The organism is Streptomyces sp. R35 (genome assembly GCF_041053035.1).
Lineage (GTDB): Bacteria > Actinomycetota > Actinomycetes > Streptomycetales > Streptomycetaceae > Streptomyces > Streptomyces lutosisoli.
On sequence record NZ_CP163440.1, the window covers coordinates 4,826,646 to 4,848,500 of the forward strand.

The window sequence follows — 21,855 nt, forward strand, 5'->3', positions numbered from 1 at the left end:
GGCCATTACCTCCGGAGTTCGGATGCGGAAGAGCGAGGTGCGCCGGTCCGCGGCAGGCGGCGCGGGAGCAGTCCGGTGAGCGCGACGAGCAGCCCGAAGGCCGACAGCACGGCGACGAAACGCAGTGCCGCGCCGCCTGAGGACCGCTCCGAGAGGACCGCGGCCGAGGAGACGGCCACGGCGGCGCCCGTCTGGACCGCCGCCTGGAACACACCGCCGGCCATCGGCCGCAGCTCGGCCGGTACCCCGGACGCGGCCTGCATGTTCAGGGGCGCGAAGGCGAGCACGAAGCCCGCCCCCACCAGCAGCAGCGTGGGCAGCACATCGACGGCGTACGACTGTGGCGGGTGCTCCCGCGGATAGACCAGGTAGCCGAGCAGTGCGAGGAACGCGCCGGCCGCGATCAGCGGCGGCCCGCCGAACCGGCGCACCATCCGCCCCGACGAGAGCGACGTCAGCGCCAGCGGCAGGCTCGCGGGCAGCAGGGCGAGCGCGGTCACCAGGGGCGACCAGCCCTGCCGGGCCTGCAACTGGAACGTGGCGACGAACAGCAGCCCCAGATAGGAGCCGTTGAACGCCGCGCCGCCGAGCGCGGACCTGATGAGCGGACCGCTGGTGACCGCGGCCGCCTTGACGAGCGGCCGCGGCGCGCGCCGCTCGATGGCCACGAACGCGGCCACCAGCACCGCAAGGACAACCAGCGCGACGCCCGTCCGGATCCCCGAGCCCGCCGAGACGATGGCGCAGACGAGCGCGACCAGCGCGCCCGCGAGGGCCGTCGCCCCCGCCGCGTCGAAGCGGCCCGGCTGCCGCGGTCCCGCGGTGGCCGGGCCGGCCGGGATGAGCCGCAGACAGAAGGCGAACAGCACCAGGACGACCGGGGCCGGGAACGCCAGCGTCCAGCGCCAGCTCACCGCGGTGAGGACGCCGGACAGCACGAGGCCCGCGGTGAATCCGCAGGCCCCGAAGAAGGAGTAGACGGACACGGCCTTCTGGCGGGCCGGGCCCTCCTCGAAGGCGGTGCTGATGATGGCCAGCCCGGTGGGCGCGGTGAGCGCCACGCAGAAGCCCTTGACGAAGCGGGTCGCCGCCAGCAGCGCGGGGTCACCGGCGAAGGCCGCGACCACGGACGCGGCAGCGAACAGGAGCAGCCCCGCCAGATAGACCCGGCGGCGGCCGAGCAGCTCCACCAGCCGGGTGCCGAACAGCATCAGACCGCCGAAGCCCAGGGCGAAGGCGCTCATCGTCCACTGCACGGCCGTGGGCGACAGACGCAGGTCCGCCGCGATCGAGGGCATGGCCACGACCAGCGTCGACACCTCAAGGGCGTCGATGAGCATGTTGCCGGCCAGCACGATCAGCAGACCCTGCCGGCGGGCGTCCGTCGCAGACGTCGTCATCCCGGCCTCAGCCAAGGAGGGTGCCGCCGGTGGCGTCCACGAAGGAGCCGGTGATCCAGCGGGCGTCGTCGGAGGCGAGGAAGGCCACGACGTCGGCGATGTCCTCGGGCTCGCCGACGCGGTTGAAGGCGGACAGCTGCGCCATCTGCTCGACGGCTTCGGGGATGCCGAACACCGGGTTGTCGTTGCGGGTGATGCCCGGCGCGACGCTGTTCACGGTGATCCCGCGCGGGCCGAGGTGCTTGGCGAAGTGCAGCGCGAGCTGCTCGACGGCGCCCTTGCTCATGGCGTACGCGATCTCGTCCGGGTTGGCGAAGTGCGTGAGCCCGGAGGTGATGTTGATGATCCGGCCGCCGTCCGGCATGTTCTTCAGCGCGCGCTGGATGAGGAAGAACGGCGCCTTGGCGTTCACCGCGAACAGCTCGTCGAACTTCTCGGGGGTGGTGTCCTCGGGCTTGACCCCGCCCATGATCCCGGCGTTGTTGACCAGGATGTTCAGCCCGGGCGAGCCGGTGCGCTCCCGCAGGCCCTCTTCGAGCTCAAGGAACAGCTCGTGGACGTCGCCGGGCCCGCCGAGTTCGGCCCGCACCGCGAAGGCGCGGCCGCCGTCCTTCTCGATGGCCGCGACGACGTCCTCGGCCGCTTCCTTGTTGCTGCTGTAGTGGACGGCGACCAGTGCGCCGTCGGCCGCGAGCCGCCGGGCGGCCGCCCGGCCCATGCCGCGGCTGGAGCCCGTGACCAGCGCTGTCTTGCCCGTGAGTCCGCTCATGTCCTTCTTCCAGATCGTGGGTGGGGTGGGGGTGCCGATCCGCCGGCCGGGCTCATCGCCCGCGTTCGGCGTACCGCTTGGCGTACGCGAGCACGGCCCGGCCGGTGCCGCCGAGCGATTCACGGACGTGCGCGCGGGCGTCGGCGACAGTCGCGTCCGGGCCGAGGATCGCGGTGATGTTCGCGGTGTTCAGCACGACGGTGTGCCGGGCGGACGCGGCCACACCCGCGGCGGTCTCCTCGAACGTCCAGGAGCCGGTGTGCAGGCTCAGCAGCGCGGGCAAGGTGACCTGCCGGTAGGCGATCCGGTGGTGCGGGAGGCAGACCCGGTGGGACCTGGAGAGGTGGGTCGAACCGTCCGGGGCCCGGGTCACCGTCTCCAGGGTCTGCAGGCCGGGTTTGTCCTCGTCGAGCCGGACCTCCGTGATGTGCGGCAGGCGCTCGGCCCACAGCTGGGCCTCGTTGACGAAGTCGTAGACGTCCTCGGCCGAGCCCGCGATCCGCGCGGTGTCCTCGAACGAGAAGGTGAACTCCTCAGCCAGGTAAGCCTCTTCGACGCTCTTCTTCAGATCGGCGAGTTCGGTACGGGAGTTGCGGTCGACGGCGCTGTCGATCCGCTTCAGTTCCCCGGGGTCGTTGTCGACGACACTGAACGCGTGCAGCAGCCGCACCCTCGACTCGGCCGGGGACAGCGGCTCGATGACCCAGCCGCCGTCCATCGACGCGAGGGGCGGGCCGAATCCGGTGGGCCGGAAGGTGATCCGCAGATGCTCCGGGTCGAGGGTGCGCAGCGCCGTCCAGTGTTCGAACGACGCCTCGGTGGTGGCCCAGATGCGGACGAGTTCCTGCCCACCGGCCTCCGGGACCTGCTCGGCGTAGACGGTCCGTGGGTAGATCCGCGGCCAGTTGTCCACCTCGGCGATGAGGCGGTACACGGTGGCGGCGGGAGCCGAGACGGTGATCTCGTGCTCGACCTCGCGCAGGACGGGCTGCGGCATACGGGAAAACTCCTTGGGTTCCGGCGATCGGCCACCGGACGGCCGGCGTACGGGCGTTGCCGTGCGCCGGCCGTCCGGTGGCGCGGCCGACGGCCGTGCAGGGGGCGGGGGCGCGGCGGCTCAGCGTGCGGGGCCGAACCAGCGGTCCAGCGCCATCGGCAGGTCGCCGTGGCTGCCGGGCGCCGCCCAGGCGATGTAGCCGTCGGGGCGGATCAGGACGGCCGACGTGCCGGCCAGCGCGCTGCTGTCGGCGACGGCGTGCGGCTCGGCGGTCACCGTGTCGACGCGGTCGGCCCAGCCGGCGGACCGGCGCCTGAGTGCCGCGTTGTCCGCCAGGTCGAGCAGGACACCGCGGCCGCCGTGCAGCAGCTCGGTGCTGCTGGTCTTGAAGCCGTCGCCGACCAGCTCCAGGTGCGGCATCCGGCGGCCGAGCAGCGGATGCCGGCCGCCGCCGACGTCGTAGCCGATCTCCAGACCGCTGACCATCGCGGCGAGGTGCTTGCTGACGTCGTCGTACTTGATCAGCTCGTTCAGTACGTCGCGCAGTGGCTGCACCTCGGAGCCGCTGAGGAACAGCAGGCCCTGGGCCTGGGTGTTCATCAGCAGCCGCTTGCCGACCGGGTGGCGCTCGTCGTGGTAGGTGTCCAGCAGGGCCTCGGGGGCCTTGCCGCGGATCACGGCGGCGAGCTTCCAGCCGAGGTTGACCGCGTCCTGGATGCTGGTGTTCATCCCCTGGCCGCCGGCGGGCAGATGGATGTGCGCGGCGTCCCCGGCGAGGAACACCCGGCCGCGGCGGTACTCGGTGGCCTGCCGGGTGGCGTCCCCGAAGGAGCTCACCCAGACCGCCTCGCCGTGCGAGATGTCCTGACCGGTGACCCGCTTCCAGCCCTCGGCCACCTCGTCGAAACCGGGAGGGCTGGTACGGCGCTTCGGCGGGATGCCCCGCTCGCACAGGATCAGCCGGGTGACGCCACCGGGCAGCGGGCCGACCATGACCATGCCGCCGGGGTACGTCGTCCCGATCATGGACGGTTCGATTTCGAGACCCTTGACGTCGGCGAGGAACATCTCCAGGGTCGCCGCGGTGCCGGGGAAGTCGAAGCCCGCCGTCTTGCGGACCAGGCTGCGACCGCCGTCGCAGCCGACGAGGTAGCGGGCGCGCAGCGTCTGGCTGCCGTCGGGGCCCTTGACCTCGACCTCCACGGCGTCGGGGCCGTTGGTGAGCTCGACGACCTCGTGGCCGCGGCGCAGATCCGCGCCGAGTTCCTTCACCCAGGCTTCGAGCACCGCCTCGGTCTGCGACTGGGGCACGCTCTTGGCCGCCTGGTGCGCGCCCTCCAGCACGGCGAAGTCGACCGGCAGCCCGCCGAAGTGGCCCACGTTGCTGGTGGTGATGTCGCCGAACCGGGACAGCAGCCCCCGCTGGTCGAAGACCTCCATCGTGCGGGCGGTGAAGCCCAGTCCGCGTGACTCGCCGGTGCGTTCCGGGAGGCGTTCGACGACGATGGTGTCGACCCCGGCGAGCCGCAGCTCACCGGCGAGCATCAGGCCGGCCGGGCCGGCTCCCACGACGATGACATCAGCGTCCATCGGTGTTGTCTCCAAGAGGTTCGTCGGAAGGTCCCGAGTCCGGCACCGTGGCCTTGCTCGGGGACCGGGGAGTGCGCACACCGGCCCGGCCCGCCGCGTCGAGGTCCTCGCGCAGCCGGTCGGCCGGGTAACTCCAGCTGAGCAGCGGCCCGGTCATCGCCGTGGTGATCAGGGCCATGACCAGGAGCATCGCGTAGAGCTCGACGTCGATCAGGCCCTGTTCCAGGCCCACCGAGAGGATGACGATCTCGGTCAGCCCGCGGGCGTTGACCAGGGACGCCACGACCGCCGAGCCCCGGGGCGGGATGCCGGACAGACGGGCCGCCGCGTATCCGCCGCCGACCTTGCCGAAGATGGAGATCGCCAGGATCACGCCGAGGATGCCCAGTTCGCTCAGGCGCAGCCCGGTCAGGTCGACGGTGAGCCCGGTGACCGCGAAGAACACCGGCAGCATCAGATGGATGGCCGGGTCAAGCCGTTCCCTGAGGCGCTCCAGGAACCCCTCGGAGCGCGGCATCACCGCGCCGAACACGAACGCCCCGAAGATGTAGTGGATCTGCATCCACTCGGCGGCCCAGGCCGAGGCGAACAGGCCGATCAGCAGGTACGGCAGCGGCTCGGCGGCGTCGGCAAGGCGGCGCAGCAGCGGCCGTACCAGACGGAACATCAGCAGCACGTACACCGGGGCGAGCAGCAGCCGCCAGGACTCGTGGCCGGAGGCGGAGGCGAGGGCCACCGCCACGGCCAGCAAGGCGTAGGCGACGACATCGATGACGGCGGCCGCGGCGAGGGCGATCCCGCCGATCAGCGTGTGCTGCATCCCGCGGTCGGTGAGGATGCGGGCGAGCACGGGGAACGCGGTGGCCGACACCGACACCCCGAAGAACAGCACGAAGGGCAGCGTGCCGCCGTCGGCGTACCGGGGAGCGAGCCAGAGCGCGAAGGAGCAGCCCAGCGCGAGCGGCAGCAGCGTGGCGCCCGCCGCGACCCCGGTGACGACACGGCCCTTGCCCTGGATGAGGCGGTGGTCCAGCTCCATCCCGACCACGAACATGAACAGGACCAGGCCGACGGCGGCCAGGGTCTTCAGCGGCGGGATCACCGACGTGGGGAAGACCGCGTCGCCCGCCAGATGACCGAGCAGCGTCGGGCCGAGGACGATCCCCGCCGCGATCTCTCCGATCACCCTGGGCTGCTTCACGAAGACGGCCGCCGCCCCGAGGAGACGGGCGGCGGCCAGAATGATGACGATGTCGAGGAACAGCAGATCTATGGGTGGCATCAGACTCCTTAAGTCGTCCTCCTGCGCCCTCAGTTGAAGATCTGGGCGATGTGTTCGGGTGCGGTGGTACGGCCCCACTTCTGGGCGAGCTCGACGAGTTCCGGAGTCGCCTCGAAGCACTTGTCGTCCCGGTTGCCCCGGTCGAAGGGCTCGGGCAGGCAGGGCGAGGTGGAGATCCGGGCGAAGACCCGCTCGGCGGCCTCGGCCGGGTCGAGCGTTCCCGCCTCGACGGCCTGACAGGTCTCCCGGGTGAACGTCAGCAGCTCGTGGATGTCCTGGCCGACGGGGTCGGGCAGGCCCGGGTGCTGCCGCTTCTCCAGGTCGCGGAACACCTGGTCGTCGTGGCTGTCCAGGAACCGCCGGTAGGCCTGCTCCAGGGTCACCGTCGGCATGACGGTGGTCGCCTCCCAGACGCGGAGCACCGCGTTCCACAGGTCGTAGTGCCTGAAGCCGACGAAGGAGCTGTAGACGACGTCGTCGTGGACGTCGAACAGGCCCTGCTGGAGCACGTCGATGAAGGCGAAGCGCTCGGTCGACCAGTCGCCGTCCTTGGACGCCTCGATCAGCCGCCAGGCGAGGGCGTTGACGACCTCCAGCGTGTTGGTCAGGCCGCGGGAGTACAGCGCGTCGATGAAACCGGCCGCGTGGGAGGTCAGGGTGAAGCGCTCGCCCACGGTGTCGTGGGCGGAGTACTGGAGCCGTCCCGTGCTGACCCAGGGCCGTACCGCCTTGGCCTTCTGGAACTGCTCGGCGATCTCCGGGTAGCGGCGCAGGAAGTCGTCGAACTCCTCCTGCGCGGTCAGGTCGGTCTTGGGGAAGACCCGCTCGTCCAGCGTCAGGCCGACGCTGCACAGCGGGTTGAGCGAGTCGTCCTCGTTGTCGAACGGGATGACCCACAGCCAGCCGCCGTCGAAGACGTGGTGCAGTGTGCCCTCGTGCCAGGGGCTGCGGTGCTTGTGCGGCTGGGCGGCCTCGGCGTCGTCGAAGGGCGTCACCCCGACCATGTGGGTGAACATGGAGCGGGAGTGGTGGCGGGCCCGGGTGGGCACGTCACGCAGGCCGAACTTGTCGGCGACCGGCGAGCGGAAGCCGCTGCCGTCCACGAGGTAGCGGGCGCGGAACTCCTCGCCCTTGTCCGAGCGCAGCGTGACGCCCTCGGCCGGGTCGACGTCGATGTCCTGGATGCGGGTGCCGCTGAGCGGCTCGACCCCGTAGGAGACCGCGAGGTGGAACAGATAGGCGTCGACGTCCTGGCGGAACAGATGGCTCTCGGTGCGCTGCCAGGCGGGGATCACCATCTGGTTGATCTGCTCGGGGTCGTGCGGGTGCCCCTCGCGGTGGTAGACGAAGCCGAAGTTCGCCTTCTTCCCGCACATCGGGGAGACCTTCTCGATGATCCCCTGGTGGCTGGCGAGCGGCTCCAGCTCGGGCACCGAGTAGCGCTCCGCGATGATCTTCGTGAGCACGGAGGTGTACGGAATCGTCGACTCGCCGACGGCGAACCGGGGATGGACGCCCGCGTCGATCAGCAGCACGCTGACGCCGTTGCGGGCGAGCACGGCCCCGAGCATGCCGCCGGCCATGCCCGAGCCGAGGATGGCTACGTCGTAAACGGTCTCACCCATGTTCAGGCCTTTCCTGAGGAGTGGGGATGTGCCGGTGCCGGAGTCGGCCGGTTGCCGGAGCTCAGTGCCGCCCACAGCCCGAGGGTGCCGAGCAGGGCGGCGACGGCCGTGCCGAACTGCCACCACAGGGCGGTGTGGAAGGCGTGTTCGGCGCCTTCGGACAGGCCGCGGGCGACGATGACCGAGAACAGGGCCGCGCCCAGGGCGCCGCCGATCCGGACCAGGATGTTGATCTGCGCGGTGGCGTCGGGCAGCCGGTCCCGGGGGACGATGCCGAACGCGGCGACCATCATCGGGGTGGTGGCGAGGCCGGTTCCCATGCCGAGGCCGAACAGCAGGAACTGGACGAACACCGTGCCGGGGTGGTCGGCCAGCGCGAACGCGCCGGTGACCAGGGTGGTGAGACCGGCGCCGAGCACGGCGACGGGACCTCCGGTGTACTTGTCGGTCAGCCGCCCGCCGAGCGGGAGCATGATCGCGGTGCCCAGGCCCAGCGGAAGCATCTGCAGTCCGGTGGCGACCACGCCGTCGGAGTGCAGCAGCTGGAAGTAGAGCGGGAACAGCAGCGCGCTGCCGAAGCCCAGCGCCCCGTTGAACATGAAGCCCGCGCAGGCCGCCACATAGCCGGGGTCGCGGAACAGCCGCAGGTCCAGCAGCGGCTGCTCACGGCGGGTGGCGTGCCGGACGAAGGCGATCAGGCCCGCGACGCCGATCGCGAGCGGCAGCAGCACCCTGGACCCGTCCGGGGAGCCCAGCTCGCCCCAGCTGGTGAGCCCGTACACGACCAGCGGCAGACCGAGGCCGATGTAGCCGTAGCCGGTCCAGTCCGCCTTTGTGGTCGACGCCCCCTTGTCGAGCGGCAGATAGCGCCGCCCCAGCAGGATGGCGATCACGCCGAGCGGCACGTTGATCAGGAACAGCCAGCGCCAGGACAGCGAGTGCAGCATCAGGCCGCCGAGCGTGGGCCCGAGCGCCGGCGCGAGCGTGACGGCGATGCCGAGCCGGGCCATCACACGGCCGAGCCGGCCCGGTCCCACGGCCTGGCCGAGGATCGTCTGGCCGGTCGGGACGAGCAGGCCCGCGGTCAGCCCCTGGAACACACGCAGGACGATCAACGACTCGATGTTCGGGGCCAGTCCGCACAGCGCGGAGATCACCGTGAACGCGGCCAGCGCCCACAGGTACAGCCGGCCCGCGCCGACCCGGCGGCCGAGCCAGGCGCAGATCGGCAGCGAGACGGCCAGCGCCAGCAGGTAGCCACTGGCGACCCACTGAGCCGTGCCGATACCGGCATGGAACTCGCGCTGGATCGTCTCCAGCGCGATGTTGATGAGCGAGGTGTCCAGGCCGCCCGCGAACGCGCCAAGAGCGATCACCCCGGCGAGTCGCCAAATCGCCGGGGTGATCTCCTGAGGTGCTGCGGGCTCGGCCTCTACCCGGGTCACGCGCCCTCGCGCAGCGGCTTCAGCGCCTGCGCCCAGGAAACGGTCTCTTCCAGCATGGTGGTCAGGGTCTGCACCTGGTGGGCGCCGGGGGTGAACTCGCCGGGCTCCGTCGGGTTGCTGATGGTGAAGTCACCGAAGAGGGACAGGCCGACCTGGGAACGGACGGTGGCCACCTTCAGCTCCGACAGGATCAGCCGCAGGTGCTCGATGGCACGGGCGCCGCCCTGGAGGCCGTAACCGACGAAGCCGGCGGCCTTGTTGTTCCACTCGGAGTAGACGAAGTCGAGCGCGTTCTTCAGGACGCCCGGGATCGAGCGGTTGTACTCGGGGGTCACGAACACGAAGCCGTCGTAGGAGCTGATGGCCTCAGCCCACTTCTGGGTGTGCTCCTTGCTGTACTTGCCGAACGCCGGCGGCTGCGGCTCGTCGAGGATCGGAAGGGCGAAGTCCGCGAGGTCGAGGACCTCGAAGACCGCGTCCGGGACCTGCTCGGCACCGACCTTGGCCACCCACTCGGCCACCATCTGGCCCCGGCGGCCCGGGCGGGTGCTGCCGAGGATGATTCCGATCTTGGTCATATGGTTCTGCCTCTTCTTCCGGTTCTGATCTGATCCGCGCGGGATCGACGAAAGGAAATAGATTCACACGGCGCGAATTAACGACAATTCAGCGACGTTAGGTTCCATGTTCTTCGCTTCCGGCGACGCCCTCAACAGTTCCGGTTCAAGGATTCCGTCCACTTTTCCAGCGGAAGTACATGAGATACAAGAGAACGTCAGGCGAGGTACAGAGGAATGTCAAGTCCGGCCCGACCAGGCACACTTCGGACAGAGACGCCTGCCGCCGAAGGGGTTCCGCAAGGTTCCGCACCCCTGGAGCCAGTTCTCCGAAATTACTGAGTAGCTTCTTCGGATCCGCCGCCTGAGTCAATGGATTCGAGTTCAGGTGAACGTGAAACAACGTCAGGTGAACGAAAAGCCGCGTGCGGATCCCAGAAGAAGGTCAGGCCCTCGACAGGAGACCCCTCTCCGGGTTGCACGGCAAATCTCTGTCGAACTAACTTTCCCGCCATGTGGACAACCACGAGTGGGGGATCAAGTGGGGAATGCACCGACAACTACTGAAGGAGCCCGCGCGACCGCCGTGCGGGCGTGCGTGGGAGCGGGCTGCACCGGCCTCGAAGTGTCCGGGCACGGCCGGCACCTCGCGGCCGCGGGCAGCCGGCTGTGCCCGGTCTGCCGGGAACGGCTGTCCGCGGAACTGGGGCGGCTGCCCGAGCTGTACGAGGCCTGCGGCCGCCGGCTGGCCGGCAGCGCCAGCGACCCGGCCCGCCCCAAGACGTCCGGCGGCCCGCTGCCCGGCATGGCCTTCAACGCCGGGGCGGCCGAGGCGCGGACCGAGATCCTGGGCGTGCTCGGATCCTGGGCGGGCGCCGTGGTCAAGGAGCGCCGGGCGCCCGCGCCGCGCCGGGCGGTGCTCCCGCTGGCCGCGTTCCTCGACCGGCACCTCGACTGGCTCGCCGGGCACGACGCCGCGGGCGAGTTCTCCGCCGAGGTGGCCCGGCTGGTCCGGCGCGCCCGCCGGGTGGTGGATCCCGAGGTACGCCATCAGGTCCCGATCGGCGCGTGCGTGGAACCGGGCTGCACAGGCTCACTGGCCGCGGTCGTCAGACCCCAGCAGCCACAACTCCCCGCCGTGATCCGCTGCGACCGCGACCCCGCGCACCTCTGGCTGGGCCACGAGTGGCTCCAGCTCAGGCGCCGCCTCAGCGGCACGGTCCCCGAGACGGGGGCCGAGACCGAGGCTGCTGCCGGCGCCGGCGCGACCGCCGAGCGTCCCGCTGCCGCGGATCCGGAACCCGTGCGCTGGGTGACCGCGGCCGACATCGCCCGCCTCTGGGGCGTCCCGACCGGCAGCGTGTACCGCCACGCGAGCGAGTCCAAGTGGCGCCGCCGCAGCCGCCAAGGCCGTACGTACTACCACGGCGGGGATGTCGTGGAGACGCTCAGGGGGCGGGGGGCTGCCGCGTAGGGCCTGTGCTTCGGGTGGGTTCTTCGGGTGCGGGCCGTGGGGGCTGGCCGCGCAGTTCCCCGCGCCCCTAAAGGCGCGGGGCTGCGCCCCGCGATCCCCCACCGGCCCATCTTTTAGGGGCGCGGGGAACTGCGCGAGCAACCCCCACCCACCCGCACCCGACGAACAACCCCCCGGGGTCGAAGGGGCGGAGCCCCTGGGGATGGGACGGGTAGGGGCGGCGGGGGCGAACAACGGCCTCGCATGAGGACTGACCGTCAGTCCTTGATTTCGCAGATGGCGGCGCCGGATGTGACGGAGGCGCCGACTTCGGCGGACAGGCCCTTGATGGTGCCGGAGCGGTGGGCGTTCAGCGGCTGTTCCATCTTCATGGCTTCCAGGACGACGATCAGGTCGCCTTCGTTGACTTCCTGGCCTTCCTCGACGGCGACCTTGACGATGGTGCCCTGCATCGGCGAGGCGAGGGTGTCGCCGGAAGCGACCGGGCCGGACTTCTTGGCGGCGCGGCGCTTGGGCTTGGCACCGGCGGCAAGCCCGGTGCGGGCCAGCGACATGCCCAGCGAGACCGGCAGCGAGACCTCCAGACGCTTGCCGCCGACCTCGACGACCACCGTCTCGCGGCCCGGCTCCTCCTCGGCCTCCGTATCGGTGGAGGCGCTGAAGGCGGGGATCTCGTTGACGAACTCGGTCTCGATCCAGCGGGTGTGGACCGTGAACGGTGCGTCGGATCCGCCGAGTTCGGGGGCGAACGCGGGGTCGGTGACCACCTTGCGGTGGAAGGGGATGGCGGTGGCCATGCCCTCGACCTGGAACTCCTCCAGGGCGCGGGCGGCGCGCTGGAGGGCCTGTTCGCGGGTGGCGCCGGTGACGATCAGCTTGGCGAGCAGGGAGTCCCAGGCCGGGCCGATCACGCTGCCGGACTCCACACCCGCGTCCAGGCGGACCCCCGGCCCGGACGGCGGGGCGAAGGCGGTGACGGTGCCCGGGGCGGGCAGGAAGCCGCGGCCGGGGTCTTCGCCGTTGATGCGGAACTCGAGGGAGTGGCCGCGCAGTTCGGGGTCGCCGTAGCCGAGTTCCTCGCCGTCGGCGATGCGGAACATCTCGCGGACCAGGTCGAGTCCGGCGACTTCCTCGGTGACGGGGTGTTCGACCTGCAGACGGGTGTTGACCTCCAGGAAGGAGATCGTGCCGTCCATGCCGACGAGGAACTCCACCGTGCCCGCGCCGACGTAGCCGGCCTCCTTCAGGATGGCCTTGGAGGACGCGTACAGCTCGGCGACCTGCGCATCGGACAGGAAGGGGGCGGGGGCCTCCTCGACCAGCTTCTGGTGACGGCGCTGCAGCGAGCAGTCACGGGTGGAGACGACGACGACATTGCCGTGGGAGTCGGCCAGGCACTGGGTCTCCACGTGGCGGGGCTTGTCGAGGTAGCGCTCGACGAAGCACTCGCCCCGGCCGAACGCGGCAACGGCCTCGCGGACCGCGGACTCGTACAGCTCGGGGACTTCTTCGAGGGTGCGGGCGACCTTCAGGCCGCGCCCGCCACCGCCGAACGCGGCCTTGATCGCGATCGGCAGGCCGTGCTGCTCGGCGAACGCGACGACTTCCTCCGCGCCGGAGACCGGGTCGGGGGTGCCCGCGACCAGCGGAGCGCCGGCGCGCTGGGCGATGTGCCGGGCGGCGACCTTGTCACCCAGGTCACGGATGGCCTGCGGGGGCGGGCCGATCCAGATCAGCCCGGCGTCGAGAACGGCCTGGGCGAAGTCGGCGTTCTCGGACAGGAAGCCGTACCCGGGGTGGATGGCGTCCGCCCCCGCATCCTTGGCGGCCTGCAGCACCTTGGCGATGTCCAGGTAACTGGTGGCCGGGGTGTCACCGCCCAACGCGAACGCCTCGTCCGCCGCACGGACATGCAGAGCGTCCCGGTCCGGTTCCGCATACACGGCAACGCTCGCGATCCCGGCATCCCGGCACGCCCGGGCCACGCGGACAGCGATTTCGCCACGGTTGGCGATGAGCACCTTGCGCACGATGAACTACTCCTCAGTTTCCGGCGGTTGTGTCCGGAGTTTCCGGCGGTGGAAGCGGGCGGCTCTTCAGGCCGCCCGCAGGGTCTTTCGGTACCAGTGCGCGGCGCCCTGGAACTCCTCGTCGAAACCGGCCCCGGGCTCACGGCCGAGGTCGGACCAGAGCGGGTCGCTGTCGAAGAAGTGATCGGTCGTCAGCATGTCCAGTACGGACGGCGGCTGACCGTTCGCCGCGAGGATCGCGCGGGCCTGCTCGACCGTGAGTTCCAGTTCCGGCCAGGGCGTCGCCGTGCACTCGGCGACGGCCCGCAGCACCGCGTCCACCGTGACGGGCTCCGGGTGGGCCGCGTGGTAGACGGCCGCGGTCAGGGCGGAGAGGGGCGCGAGGGCGGTGGCCACCATGAGCCGGGCCAGGTCCCTTACGGCTATGACGGACATGAGGGAGGGCCAGCCCCCCACCGTGCCGGGCAGGGTGCGCAGGATCCGGGTCAGGCCCGGGCCCACCCAGGTGTCGCCCTCCCCGTAGACCAGATGGGGCCGCAGGACGATGCCGCCGGCCGAGAGGACGGCGTCCTCGGCGACGGCCCGGGTGCGGGACGTGGGTGATCCGGGATTACGGGTCAGTTCCCCGGGCCGGCTGCCGCGGAAGACTCCGCGGCCGTAGACGGAAGCGGTACTGAGATACACGATGCGCGAGACTCCCGCGCGGCGCGCCTCGTCGACGAGGGCGGTCGTACCACGGGCGTTGACAGCCTCGTTGGCCTCGACGGTTCCACCGATCTGCGAGGCGCAGTGGATCAGGACGTCGACGCCGTCGCACACCCCGCGCAGGCTCGCCGGGTCGGCCAGATCGCCGGGGACGACGCGGCGGCCGGAGTCCGGCACGGGCCGGCGGCGCGCCATGACCCGTACGCCGGCCTGCTGCCGCTCCGCTTCGCGGGTCACATGGCCGCCCACGAAGCCGGACGCGCCGGTGATCATGATGGTAGGCATTGGGCACTCTCCAGTGAGGTACTCGGCTCAGCGGGTGCTTGGCTCGGCGGTGCCGGCTCAGCGGGTGCTTGGCTCGGCGGGTGCTGGCTCAGCAGATGCCCGACTCAGCAGATGCCCGGCTCAGCGGGTGCGGGGGCTCAGTATCATTTCGGCGCCGAAGACGGTCTCCTCCTGCTGCGTGCCGCGCACCCGCACCAGGACGTCGCCCGTGCCGCCGTGCCGCTCGGGGCGTGCCTCGATCCAGCACGGGGCGTCGAACTCGGCGTAGCGCGTGAAGTCGCTCTTCAGGTCGAGGAGGAGGGCGTCGGGCATCCCGGTCGAGGCGTGGGCGGCCTGCCGGGCGGCCTCCAGCAGCACCATCCCGGGCACGTGGTCCACCGGGTGGTCGAAGTAGGTCGGATGAGCGGTGTCGATCCGCAGTTCCCAGCGGTTCCCGGTGCCCGGCACCGGCTCGGCGAGGACGACGTGCCGGGTGCTGGTGTGCCCCACGGCGGCCGGATCGATCGCCGGCAGCGGTGTGCGGCCGGTGGTGGTGGGACGGCCGCCGCGCAGCCGCCGGTGGACGTCCGGGCTCACGCAACGGAAACCGGCCCCGGCGGTGGCCAGCGCCTTTCCCTCGCGGAGCACCGTGACGTCGTACCGCATCCCGCAGAGCGAGCGGCCCCGGCGGACGATGTCGCGGCAGACCGTGCGCAGTTCGACCTCGGTGGGGACGGCGTCCGCGACGAGGAGTTCGGGTGCGGCGGCGAAGGAGATGTCCCCCATCAGGAACTGGTATCCGAACGGCACCCCGAACTCGGCGTGGGCGAGGAGCGAGCCGACCTGGCGGACGGACTCGACCACCAGCATGGGGTCCTGGTAGCCGCCCTCCCGGGCGAAGAGCGAGTGGCTGCGCGGCCACTGGGCCTTGACCACGAAGCCCTCCCGGCCGCCCGGGCCGCGGAGATCGTCGGCTTCCCAGCCGGTGAGGAGGACTTCGGAGACAGCGGCGCGATGGACGTACTCGCGCGGCACCGTGGTGGTCAGTCGAGGCAGAGTCTTCAGATCCCGCATGTGCAGCACTCCTGTCAGTTTCCGGGCAGGGGGTAGCACTCCGGACATCGGCACCCCCCTTGGCCGACGTCTTCTGCAACGCCAAGATACAGACAGGTCAGTTCGGTTTTTCAAGTAAAGATTTGCCCCTGTCACCCCATGCGACACTCCGCTACAGGCGAGTAGCGGCGAATTGCCCGATTCGCTCCACCAGACCTTCAAAACAGGCAGCTCAGTACGGTTGCGATGGAACTCCGCCAGCGCCGCAACCCGCCGACCCAGAAGTAACCCACCGTGCTTGACCTCGGCAGAAGCCCGGAAACACCGTGCCGTCACTGCTCACGACGCATCTAGTGAGCCTCCACACAGGGGCGCGGAGGTGGGTGAATCATGGTTGACAATCAGACAAGTCTGTTTGGTATCTTCGCTGCTGTGAGCGTTCAGCAGTCTGTGATGACGAGGCTGTGACTCAGGAGGGGCAATGAATCGGCAGGCCGTGGATGTACTCGAACCAACATCGGAGCACTACCAGCCACACCGACCCGCGATCACCGCGGCCCGGGGGGCAGGGGCGACCGCCCCACAGGGCGCGAACCGGGAAGGGGTACTGCGGGTACTGGTCGTGGAGAACGACGCACGGGCCGCCGACACACTCCTCAAGGGCCTGCTGCGCCAGGGCTACGCCGCCCAGAGCGTGGGCACCGGAGCCCAGGCGCTGCGGGCGCATCACGACGCCGACCTGGTGCTGCTCGACCTCGATCTGCCCGACCTGGACGGCCTTGAGGTGTGCCGCGGCATCCGCGCGGTGAGCAACACCCCGATCATCACCGTCACCGCGCGCGGCTCCGAACTCGACCGGGTGCTCGGCCTCCAGGCCGGCTCCGACGACTACCTCGTCAAGCCGTACGGCTTCCGCGAGCTGCTGGCCCGTATGGACGCGGTGATGCGCCGGGTGCGCTCGCAGCAGAGCTCCACCGCGCGGATCATCGACCACGGGCCGCTGCGCATCGACGCGGGCGCCCGGGTGGCCACACTGGACGGGGAGCAGGTCGACCTGACCCGCAAGGAGTTCGACCTGCTGTACCTGCTGGCGTCGCAGCCCGACACCGTCGTCCCGCGACGCCAGATCATGGCCCAGGTCTGGGACGACGCGTGGTCCCCGCACGGCCGCACCGTCGACACCCACGTCAGCACCCTGCGCGGCAAGCTCGGCGCCAGCGAATGGATCACCACCGTCCGGGGCATCGGCTTCCGGCTCGGCCACCCCTAGACACCCTGGACTCGCCCCGGGTCCCCGCCCCGGAGGCCACGCCTGACCGAAAGTGCCACCCTGCCGCCGCCGGCATCCCGCACCGTCGCGACTATCGCGACAGTCGCGATACAATACAGACTAGTCTGTTAATTCAGGGTGAGGATCTGGCATGGCTCAGCAGGAACGCGGTAAGCGGTCGCGGCAGTCGATCCTGGAAGCTGCTGCGCAGGTGTTCGACGAGTGCGGCTACGACGCCGCGAGCACCAACGACATCCTCGCCAGAACCGGTCTCACCCGCGGTTCGCTCTACCACCACTTCCCTTCCAAGGAAGCCATCGCGCTCGCCCTGGTGGCAGCGCACGGCGAGGCCCTGACGGTTTCCGACCAGCCGGTGAAGCTCCAGGCCGTCATCGACCTGACCATGCAGTTCGCCAGGCGACTCCAGACCGACCCGGTACTGCGCGCCAGTGTGCGCCTCGCCGTCGAGCAGACGTCCTTCTCCGTCCCGCCGGAGACCGCCTACGAGCAGTCCAGCGTGGCCATTCTCGGCCTGTTGCAGGAAGCCGAGGAGCGGGGCGAGATCCTGCCCGGCGTGGATGTGCGCGAGGCCGCGTCGACCATCGTCGGCGCCTTCACCGGTCTCCAGATCATGTCCCAGGCGTACACCAAGCGCGAGGACCTGCCCGAACGGACCGGCGTGTTCTGGCGCTTCCTGCTGCCGGGCCTGGCCATCCCGGGCCTGATCGGCCGACTGCGCACGACTCCGCCACCGGCCGACGCCGAAAGCTGAGGACCGGCCGGGTACTGCCGGCCGGCGCGCGCGGCTCAGGCCCGCTCGCCTGTCGCCGGTCGGCAGCGAAGCCTGAGAGCCGCGGACTGAGGGCCGAAAGCCGCGGGCTGAGGGCCGAAAGCCGCGGGCTGCTGCGGACTTACGGGTTGCGGTTCGGCCGCGACGGCCGCCTCGGCCCCGGGGGCCGGAAGACAGGAGCCGGACCGAGGGGCCCGGAGGTCAGCGGCCAGGGCCGAGGCCGGCCGCACTCAGTCCCGCTCCTCCCCGTCCGGGCTGTAGAGCGGGCGCAGCAATCCCCACAGCCGCCGCGAGGTCTTGGCGTCCCACCAGACGTCGTCGCTGTATCCCAGCGACTCCAGCCCGGCGGCCACCACCACGGCCAGATCGGCGAGATCGGCCGGGTCCCGCGTCGGTCGTACGACGTCCTGATGCGTGTCGGAGACGCGCTGGTGAACCATCGTCAGCAGATCGTCGCGCAGTCGCGGCGGCCCGGCCGACCCGTCCGCCGCGAGCCGCATCCCCGCCCGGACGACCTCCTCCGTGCGCAGGGCCTCGCCCAGAGCGGCGAGAAAACGCTCCGGGGCGTCCGCCGCCGGACCCTCGAACGCCTCCTCCGTCAACGCGACGACCCGGCTGCGCGCCTGCGCGTACACGGCGGCCGCCAGGGCCGCGGTGGAGGGAAAGTGGTGATAGAGGGCCCCTCGGCTCACGCCCGCCCGGTGGCAGATGTTGACCAGGCCCGCGTCGGAGGGCTGGCCGTCCGCGATCAGTTCCGCCGTGGCGCGGACGAGCGCCTCACGGGTGTGCTCGGACCGCGTCTGCATCGGCTGCACCCGCCCTCTCTTCTTCAAAGCACGAGCAATACATGGAAAAGATGGAAATCACGAAAAACACGGAAAACATGGACATCCCGAACACGCCGAACCGGCCCCCGCGGTGAAGTCAAATCATACAACCATGCCTGTTTCGGATGGCAGCCCTGCGACACAACTCCTTTGAGCAGCCTCTGAGACTCCGTTAAGTACGACCACGGCGAGACACCCGCCCACGCAAGGCCCACCTGCTCGACAGTCCGCACTTCACACAATTCAGACTGGTCTGTTTGTTATGTGCTGGGTGGCAGCAGGCAGCGGAGGAAGGGTGTTTCGTGGGGCGCCCGAGGTCGGCACGGTGTGGTGGCTGATGGGCGTCGGGGTCGTGGTTGGCGACGTGGAGGGCGGCCGTGTGGGCCTCGATGCCGGTCGGCCGCAGGACCGGACCGGCGTCCGGAGCCTCACAGCGCTCCGCACTGGCCGACTCCCAGTCCCCACCCTGACTTACTCGACAGCTGCCATCTCCCCAACCGCTACACTGTCGGCGGTGGCACGGCCGTTACATCGACCACGCCGCCACACAACTGGCGAGACCTCGTCTGCATCGATCCGCTCACCCGCGGACCAATTGCCAGACACGGTTTCCGACAGATCCCCGCCTTCGTAGCTCAGGGGATAGAGCACCGCTCTCCTAAAGCGGGTGTCGCAGGTTCGAATCCTGCCGGGGGCACACGATGAAGGGCCAGTTCAGAGGCTTTATCTCCTCGAACTGGCCCTTCGGCATGTTCGGCGCCGTGCCACACACGTGCCACAACGCCGCTGAGCCTGCCCTATGGCACTCCCGCCGCGCCTAGCATGTGGGGGTGGACGACATACAGGTTCCCGACTCCCTGGTGGCCCTGCAATCCGCTGCCTACGCCGCTCGCGTGTCGTTGGCTGACCATGTCCGATCGAGCGGTCCGGTCCGCGACTGGACCGACGGGACGCGAGCCGAGGCAGCCAGTCTCCAGCAGACACTTGAGTGGGCGGAGACCGCCCTTCGGGAAGCTTTCGAAGCGAGCGACTTGCTGCGCGTGCACAGCAGACGCTCCCTGCGCCTATCTCTTATGAGGGCAGCGGCCCCTCATGCTCCTCTCCCTTAGGAGCCCGTTTCCCTTCTGTCTCCCGGATCATCGAGCCGAGCCGATCGGCGATCGCCCGATCACGGTCACTCGTCATGTGCTGATAGATCAACGCCGCGCGCGAGCTGCTGTGCCCCATCCGCGTCATCAGCTCCCGGGTGCTGGCGCCAGCCGTCGAAGCCAACGTATTGCCGGTGTGCCTCAGGTCGTGAAAGTGCAGCTCGGCCGAGACGCCCGCCGCCTTCCTGGCCTTGATCCAGTCATCCCTGAAGTTGCTCCGCCGAAGCTGCCCGCCCTGTGGGCCGATGAACAGATGCCCCTCCTGGCCATCGGCGGCGTAGTGCTTCAGGTGGTGGCTGATCTCGTCGACCAGCTCAGCGGGGAAGGAAACGGTCCGGACGCCGGCGGCCGACTTGGGCGCCTTGTCGAAGAGCCGCCCGTTCTGCAACTCGGCCTGGGCCCGGCGAACCACGACCAGGCGGCCGTTCAGATCGATGTCCTTGCGACGCAGCGCGGCCAGCTCCCCGAAGCGGAGAGTCGTGAACGCGGCCAGGAGGACGAGCAGCCGATAGCGCGGGGCGATGGCATCGGCGACTCCGAAGACTTCCGCCACCGACAACACGGGCCGCTCGGGCACGTCGTAGCTGTCCGCGCCTTTGATCCGGCACGGGTTGCGGCGGATCAGCTCGTCATCTACCGCGGTGTTCATCAGGGCCCGCAGCAGTTGGTACGCCTTGACCACCGTGGGCTCCCCCACCCCAGCAGCGAGCAGCTTGCCGGGCCAGCTCCGCACCCGAGCGGTCGTGACGTCAGCGATGGAGCCCGCGCCGAAAACGGGAACGATATGCAGCCGCATCACCGACTCATTCCGCTCACGAGTCCGGTCGGCCAGTTTCCGATCCCTCAGCCACGCCGTGGCATATTCGGCGAAGTTAACATCCCCAGCATCGGGGTCCGTCCACTGCCCGCGGGTGATGTCGGCCTCGATGTGCGTGAGCGCGACCTGCGCATCGGTCTTGGTGTCGTACGTCTTCTCAGCCGGGCGAAGGAGACCGGTCTCCGGGTCGCGGTAGCGCACCTGCCACCGGCCGGAGGCGAGCTGACGGCAGGACCCGAAGCTTCTGCGCCTTCCCTTCTTGTTAGCCATCAGGCAGCCGTCCGCAGGGCCCCACCACTCCGGCGTATCGGGTGAATGGTGTGAGCCTCGATGAAGGTCCCCAACGCGCTCTCGGGGATGCGCACATGTCGGCCGACCTTGACGAACACAATGCGCCGCTCCGCAATGAGGCGGCGCGGGAACCGCTCCGTAGTCCCGAGAAGTTCGGCGACCTGCGCCACGGTGAGATAGCGGTCAGCCACGGGTCGGTTCTCCTTCTGTTCCGGGGGCGGGTTCGAGGGATGCGGCGAGCCAGGCTTCGGCGGAGGACAGACCGGTTCCGGCGAAGACCCAGTGCGAGACAACGAGAGTCGTGTCGGTGTCGCCCTCGGCAGCTGCTGCGGCTTGGGCGCGGCGCCATTCGGTGCGGGCGGTGCGGAGGGCGCCGAGGGTGGTGGAGTAGCGGCGGGACTTGGTGGAGAAGTGACCGCGGAAGCCGAGCATGTGGGCCCAGGCCCGGAGCCGGAGGTCCTCTAATTCCTTGTGTGCGCCGAGGGTCCAGGCGGTGCGGATCAGCCGGCGGGCGTGGTCGCTGATGTCGAGCTGGGCGAGTTCGGCGAGGAACTTGAGCGGGCGGTCGAGAGCTCCCGTCGCGGTCTCGGCGCCCTTGGTGGCGTACTTGGCGATGTAGGAGGCGACGGCCCGCTCGGTGAGTTCCTGGCCGCCGTCGAAGTCGGCGGATCGGATGGTTCGTACGTCGAGTTGGCGGCCGAAGGTGAAGGTGTGCGCGCGTCCGTCGATGACGGGGCCGTCCACGCGGGCGTGGGCAGCGGCGGCACCTATGGCGTCGGTGAGCAGCTCGGCGGTTGCCCAGGCGGGAGGCGGGGTGTCGCCGCCCTCGGGTCCGTCGATGCGGATGACGGCGTGGAAGTGGACGGCGCCGCGCTTCTGGTACTCGGCGACCTTGGCGAAGGAGACCCGGGCGTGTTCGCGGAAGGCGCGCTGTGAGAGTCCGGCGCGCTTGGCGACCTCGCGGCGCAGGTAGGTGGAGAAGCGCCGCCAGAGCGGACCGGCGTGCGCGTTCCAGAGGACGGCGGCTTCGTAGTCGTAGGTGTCCGGGTTGAGCGGGGTACCGAGGGCGTCGTCGTCCTGGTCGTGGAGGACGCCGCACCGGCAGCGGCGGACCGAACCGGCCGGACCTGTGGGGCGGTTGTGGACGGGCCCGAAGCTCGGGGCGGTGAAGGTGGCGAAGACGCGGGGGTGTGCGGCGACGCGTTCCGGGATGCCCTTGCCGCCGCGCAGGCCGGAGGTGATCAGGTGGAAGGTGTCGCGGCGGTAGACCTCGGCGCAGGCTTCGCAGCGGGTCGTACGACGGTTGTTGCAGCGGACCAGGAGGTGCCCGGCCGGGAGGCTGGCGGAGTCGAGGTGGTGGAGGACGTTGCCGATCTCGCCGGTGTGGGTGTTCACGTCGTACTCGGTGCGGTGGCCGTCGAGGCGGATCGGGTGGGTACAGCCGCCGAGGCTTGAGAGTTGCCGCAGCAGTTCGGGCATGGTGCCGAGCGCGACCAGTTCGGCGAGTTGGGGAAGCGGTGG

Annotated in this window: 17 protein-coding genes, 1 tRNA gene and 1 pseudogene; 4 read left to right on the top strand and 15 right to left on the bottom strand. The window is 70.3% G+C overall.

Annotated elements, in window-relative coordinates; genetic code table 11:
• Window positions 1–5: 5 nt before the first annotated feature.
• The 8 genes and pseudogenes from AB5J50_RS22000 to AB5J50_RS22035 all read right to left on the bottom strand — a co-directional run bounded on the left by AB5J50_RS22000 (window position 6) and on the right by AB5J50_RS22035 (window position 9,686).
• Window positions 6–1,400 carry an MFS transporter gene (locus AB5J50_RS22000; protein ID WP_369260123.1) on the bottom strand — a complete coding sequence of 465 codons (1,395 nt, stop codon included), beginning with the start codon at window positions 1,398–1,400 and terminating at the stop codon, window positions 6–8.
• A 7-nt stretch (window positions 1,401–1,407) separates the two neighbouring features.
• A pseudogene (locus AB5J50_RS22005) lies at window positions 1,408–2,160 on the bottom strand (SDR family oxidoreductase); the annotation flags it as partial.
• Window positions 2,161–2,221: 61 nt separating this feature from the next.
• Window positions 2,222–3,166, bottom strand: a complete 945-nt coding sequence (locus AB5J50_RS22010; RefSeq protein ID WP_369260124.1) for an aromatase/cyclase — start codon at window positions 3,164–3,166, stop codon at window positions 2,222–2,224.
• 120 nt (window positions 3,167–3,286) lie between these two features.
• Entirely contained in the window at window positions 3,287–4,756 is a 1,470-nt protein-coding gene (locus AB5J50_RS22015) for an FAD-dependent monooxygenase (protein WP_369260125.1), read from the bottom strand.
• Window positions 4,746–6,038, bottom strand: coding sequence for a cation:proton antiporter (locus AB5J50_RS22020; RefSeq protein WP_369260126.1), 1,293 nt, complete (start codon window positions 6,036–6,038; stop codon window positions 4,746–4,748). The genes AB5J50_RS22015 and AB5J50_RS22020 overlap by 11 nt, the downstream gene beginning before the upstream one ends.
• Before the next feature lie 29 nt (window positions 6,039–6,067).
• Window positions 6,068–7,663, bottom strand: coding sequence for a tryptophan 7-halogenase (locus AB5J50_RS22025; RefSeq protein ID WP_327429455.1), 1,596 nt, complete (start codon window positions 7,661–7,663; stop codon window positions 6,068–6,070).
• A gap of 2 nt (window positions 7,664–7,665) precedes the next feature.
• The gene (locus AB5J50_RS22030) at window positions 7,666–9,108 is read right to left on the bottom strand and encodes a DHA2 family efflux MFS transporter permease subunit (RefSeq protein ID WP_369260127.1); all 1,443 of its coding nucleotides are present in this window, start codon (window positions 9,106–9,108) and stop codon (window positions 7,666–7,668) included.
• A complete protein-coding gene (locus tag AB5J50_RS22035) occupies window positions 9,105–9,686 on the bottom strand; it encodes an NAD(P)H-dependent oxidoreductase (protein ID WP_327429457.1) in 582 nt (193 codons plus the stop codon). The genes AB5J50_RS22030 and AB5J50_RS22035 overlap by 4 nt, the downstream gene beginning before the upstream one ends.
• Before the next feature lie 565 nt (window positions 9,687–10,251).
• Here AB5J50_RS22035 and AB5J50_RS22040 point away from each other — a divergent pair.
• Window positions 10,252–11,139 carry a hypothetical protein gene (locus AB5J50_RS22040; protein WP_369260128.1) on the top strand — a complete coding sequence of 296 codons (888 nt, stop codon included), beginning with the start codon at window positions 10,252–10,254 and terminating at the stop codon, window positions 11,137–11,139.
• Between the two features lie 257 nt (window positions 11,140–11,396).
• On the opposite strand, the gene AB5J50_RS22045 is transcribed toward AB5J50_RS22040, so the two are convergent.
• The 3 genes from AB5J50_RS22045 to AB5J50_RS22055 form a co-directional block, all read right to left on the bottom strand.
• Window positions 11,397–13,169 carry a biotin carboxylase N-terminal domain-containing protein gene (locus AB5J50_RS22045; protein WP_369260129.1) on the bottom strand — a complete coding sequence of 591 codons (1,773 nt, stop codon included), beginning with the start codon at window positions 13,167–13,169 and terminating at the stop codon, window positions 11,397–11,399.
• 66 nt (window positions 13,170–13,235) lie between these two features.
• The gene (locus tag AB5J50_RS22050) at window positions 13,236–14,159 is read right to left on the bottom strand and encodes an NAD-dependent epimerase/dehydratase family protein (RefSeq protein WP_369260130.1); all 924 of its coding nucleotides are present in this window, start codon (window positions 14,157–14,159) and stop codon (window positions 13,236–13,238) included.
• 120 nt (window positions 14,160–14,279) lie between these two features.
• The gene (locus AB5J50_RS22055; RefSeq protein WP_369260131.1) at window positions 14,280–15,212 is read right to left on the bottom strand and encodes a ScbA/BarX family gamma-butyrolactone biosynthesis protein; all 933 of its coding nucleotides are present in this window, start codon (window positions 15,210–15,212) and stop codon (window positions 14,280–14,282) included.
• Window positions 15,213–15,672: 460 nt separating this feature from the next.
• Between AB5J50_RS22055 and AB5J50_RS22060 the strand changes: the two genes are divergently transcribed.
• Entirely contained in the window at window positions 15,673–16,461 is a 789-nt protein-coding gene (locus tag AB5J50_RS22060; protein WP_327429462.1) for a response regulator transcription factor, read from the top strand.
• Between the two features lie 151 nt (window positions 16,462–16,612).
• The gene (locus AB5J50_RS22065; RefSeq protein WP_369260132.1) at window positions 16,613–17,233 is read left to right on the top strand and encodes a ScbR family autoregulator-binding transcription factor; all 621 of its coding nucleotides are present in this window, start codon (window positions 16,613–16,615) and stop codon (window positions 17,231–17,233) included.
• A gap of 248 nt (window positions 17,234–17,481) precedes the next feature.
• On the opposite strand, the gene AB5J50_RS22070 is transcribed toward AB5J50_RS22065, so the two are convergent.
• Window positions 17,482–18,057 (bottom strand): TetR family transcriptional regulator, encoded by a 576-nt coding sequence (locus AB5J50_RS22070; RefSeq protein WP_369260133.1) that lies wholly within the window; start codon window positions 18,055–18,057, stop codon window positions 17,482–17,484.
• A 645-nt stretch (window positions 18,058–18,702) separates the two neighbouring features.
• Between AB5J50_RS22070 and AB5J50_RS22075 the strand changes: the two genes are divergently transcribed.
• Window positions 18,703–18,775: transfer RNA gene (locus AB5J50_RS22075), tRNA-Arg, on the top strand.
• Between the two features lie 374 nt (window positions 18,776–19,149).
• Here the strand turns inward: AB5J50_RS22075 and AB5J50_RS22080 are convergent.
• From AB5J50_RS22080 to AB5J50_RS22090, 3 genes are read right to left on the bottom strand one after another with little or no spacing between them, the layout of a single operon-like run.
• Window positions 19,150–20,313, bottom strand: a complete 1,164-nt coding sequence (locus AB5J50_RS22080; RefSeq protein WP_369260134.1) for a tyrosine-type recombinase/integrase — start codon at window positions 20,311–20,313, stop codon at window positions 19,150–19,152.
• Window positions 20,313–20,525, bottom strand: coding sequence for an excisionase family DNA-binding protein (locus tag AB5J50_RS22085; protein ID WP_369260135.1), 213 nt, complete (start codon window positions 20,523–20,525; stop codon window positions 20,313–20,315). Before AB5J50_RS22085 ends, AB5J50_RS22080 begins: the two co-directional genes overlap by 1 nt.
• The gene (locus tag AB5J50_RS22090) at window positions 20,518–21,813 is read right to left on the bottom strand and encodes a replication initiator (protein WP_369260136.1); all 1,296 of its coding nucleotides are present in this window, start codon (window positions 21,811–21,813) and stop codon (window positions 20,518–20,520) included. Before AB5J50_RS22090 ends, AB5J50_RS22085 begins: the two co-directional genes overlap by 8 nt.
• Window positions 21,814–21,855: the final 42 nt, after the last annotated feature.

What these genes read in the sequence shown, in the direction of transcription:
- AB5J50_RS22080 (WP_369260134.1), bottom strand. Translation starts at nt 20,313, where the DNA reads ATGGCTAACAAGAAGGGAAGGCGCAGAAGCTTCGGGTCCTGCCGTCAG.
- AB5J50_RS22055 (WP_369260131.1), bottom strand. Translation starts at nt 15,212, where the DNA reads ATGCGGGATCTGAAGACTCTGCCTCGACTGACCACCACGGTGCCGCGC.
- AB5J50_RS22010 (WP_369260124.1), bottom strand. Translation starts at nt 3,166, where the DNA reads ATGCCGCAGCCCGTCCTGCGCGAGGTCGAGCACGAGATCACCGTCTCG.
- AB5J50_RS22000 (WP_369260123.1), bottom strand. Translation starts at nt 1,400, where the DNA reads ATGACGACGTCTGCGACGGACGCCCGCCGGCAGGGTCTGCTGATCGTG.
- AB5J50_RS22090 (WP_369260136.1), bottom strand. Translation starts at nt 21,813, where the DNA reads ATGCCCGAACTGCTGCGGCAACTCTCAAGCCTCGGCGGCTGTACCCAC.
- AB5J50_RS22065 (WP_369260132.1), top strand. Translation starts at nt 16,613, where the DNA reads ATGGCTCAGCAGGAACGCGGTAAGCGGTCGCGGCAGTCGATCCTGGAA.
- AB5J50_RS22050 (WP_369260130.1), bottom strand. Translation starts at nt 14,159, where the DNA reads ATGCCTACCATCATGATCACCGGCGCGTCCGGCTTCGTGGGCGGCCAT.
- AB5J50_RS22025 (WP_327429455.1), bottom strand. Translation starts at nt 7,663, where the DNA reads ATGGGTGAGACCGTTTACGACGTAGCCATCCTCGGCTCGGGCATGGCC.
- AB5J50_RS22070 (WP_369260133.1), bottom strand. Translation starts at nt 18,057, where the DNA reads ATGCAGACGCGGTCCGAGCACACCCGTGAGGCGCTCGTCCGCGCCACG.
- AB5J50_RS22060 (WP_327429462.1), top strand. Translation starts at nt 15,673, where the DNA reads ATGAATCGGCAGGCCGTGGATGTACTCGAACCAACATCGGAGCACTAC.
- AB5J50_RS22020 (WP_369260126.1), bottom strand. Translation starts at nt 6,038, where the DNA reads ATGCCACCCATAGATCTGCTGTTCCTCGACATCGTCATCATTCTGGCC.
- AB5J50_RS22015 (WP_369260125.1), bottom strand. Translation starts at nt 4,756, where the DNA reads ATGGACGCTGATGTCATCGTCGTGGGAGCCGGCCCGGCCGGCCTGATG.
- AB5J50_RS22035 (WP_327429457.1), bottom strand. Translation starts at nt 9,686, where the DNA reads ATGACCAAGATCGGAATCATCCTCGGCAGCACCCGCCCGGGCCGCCGG.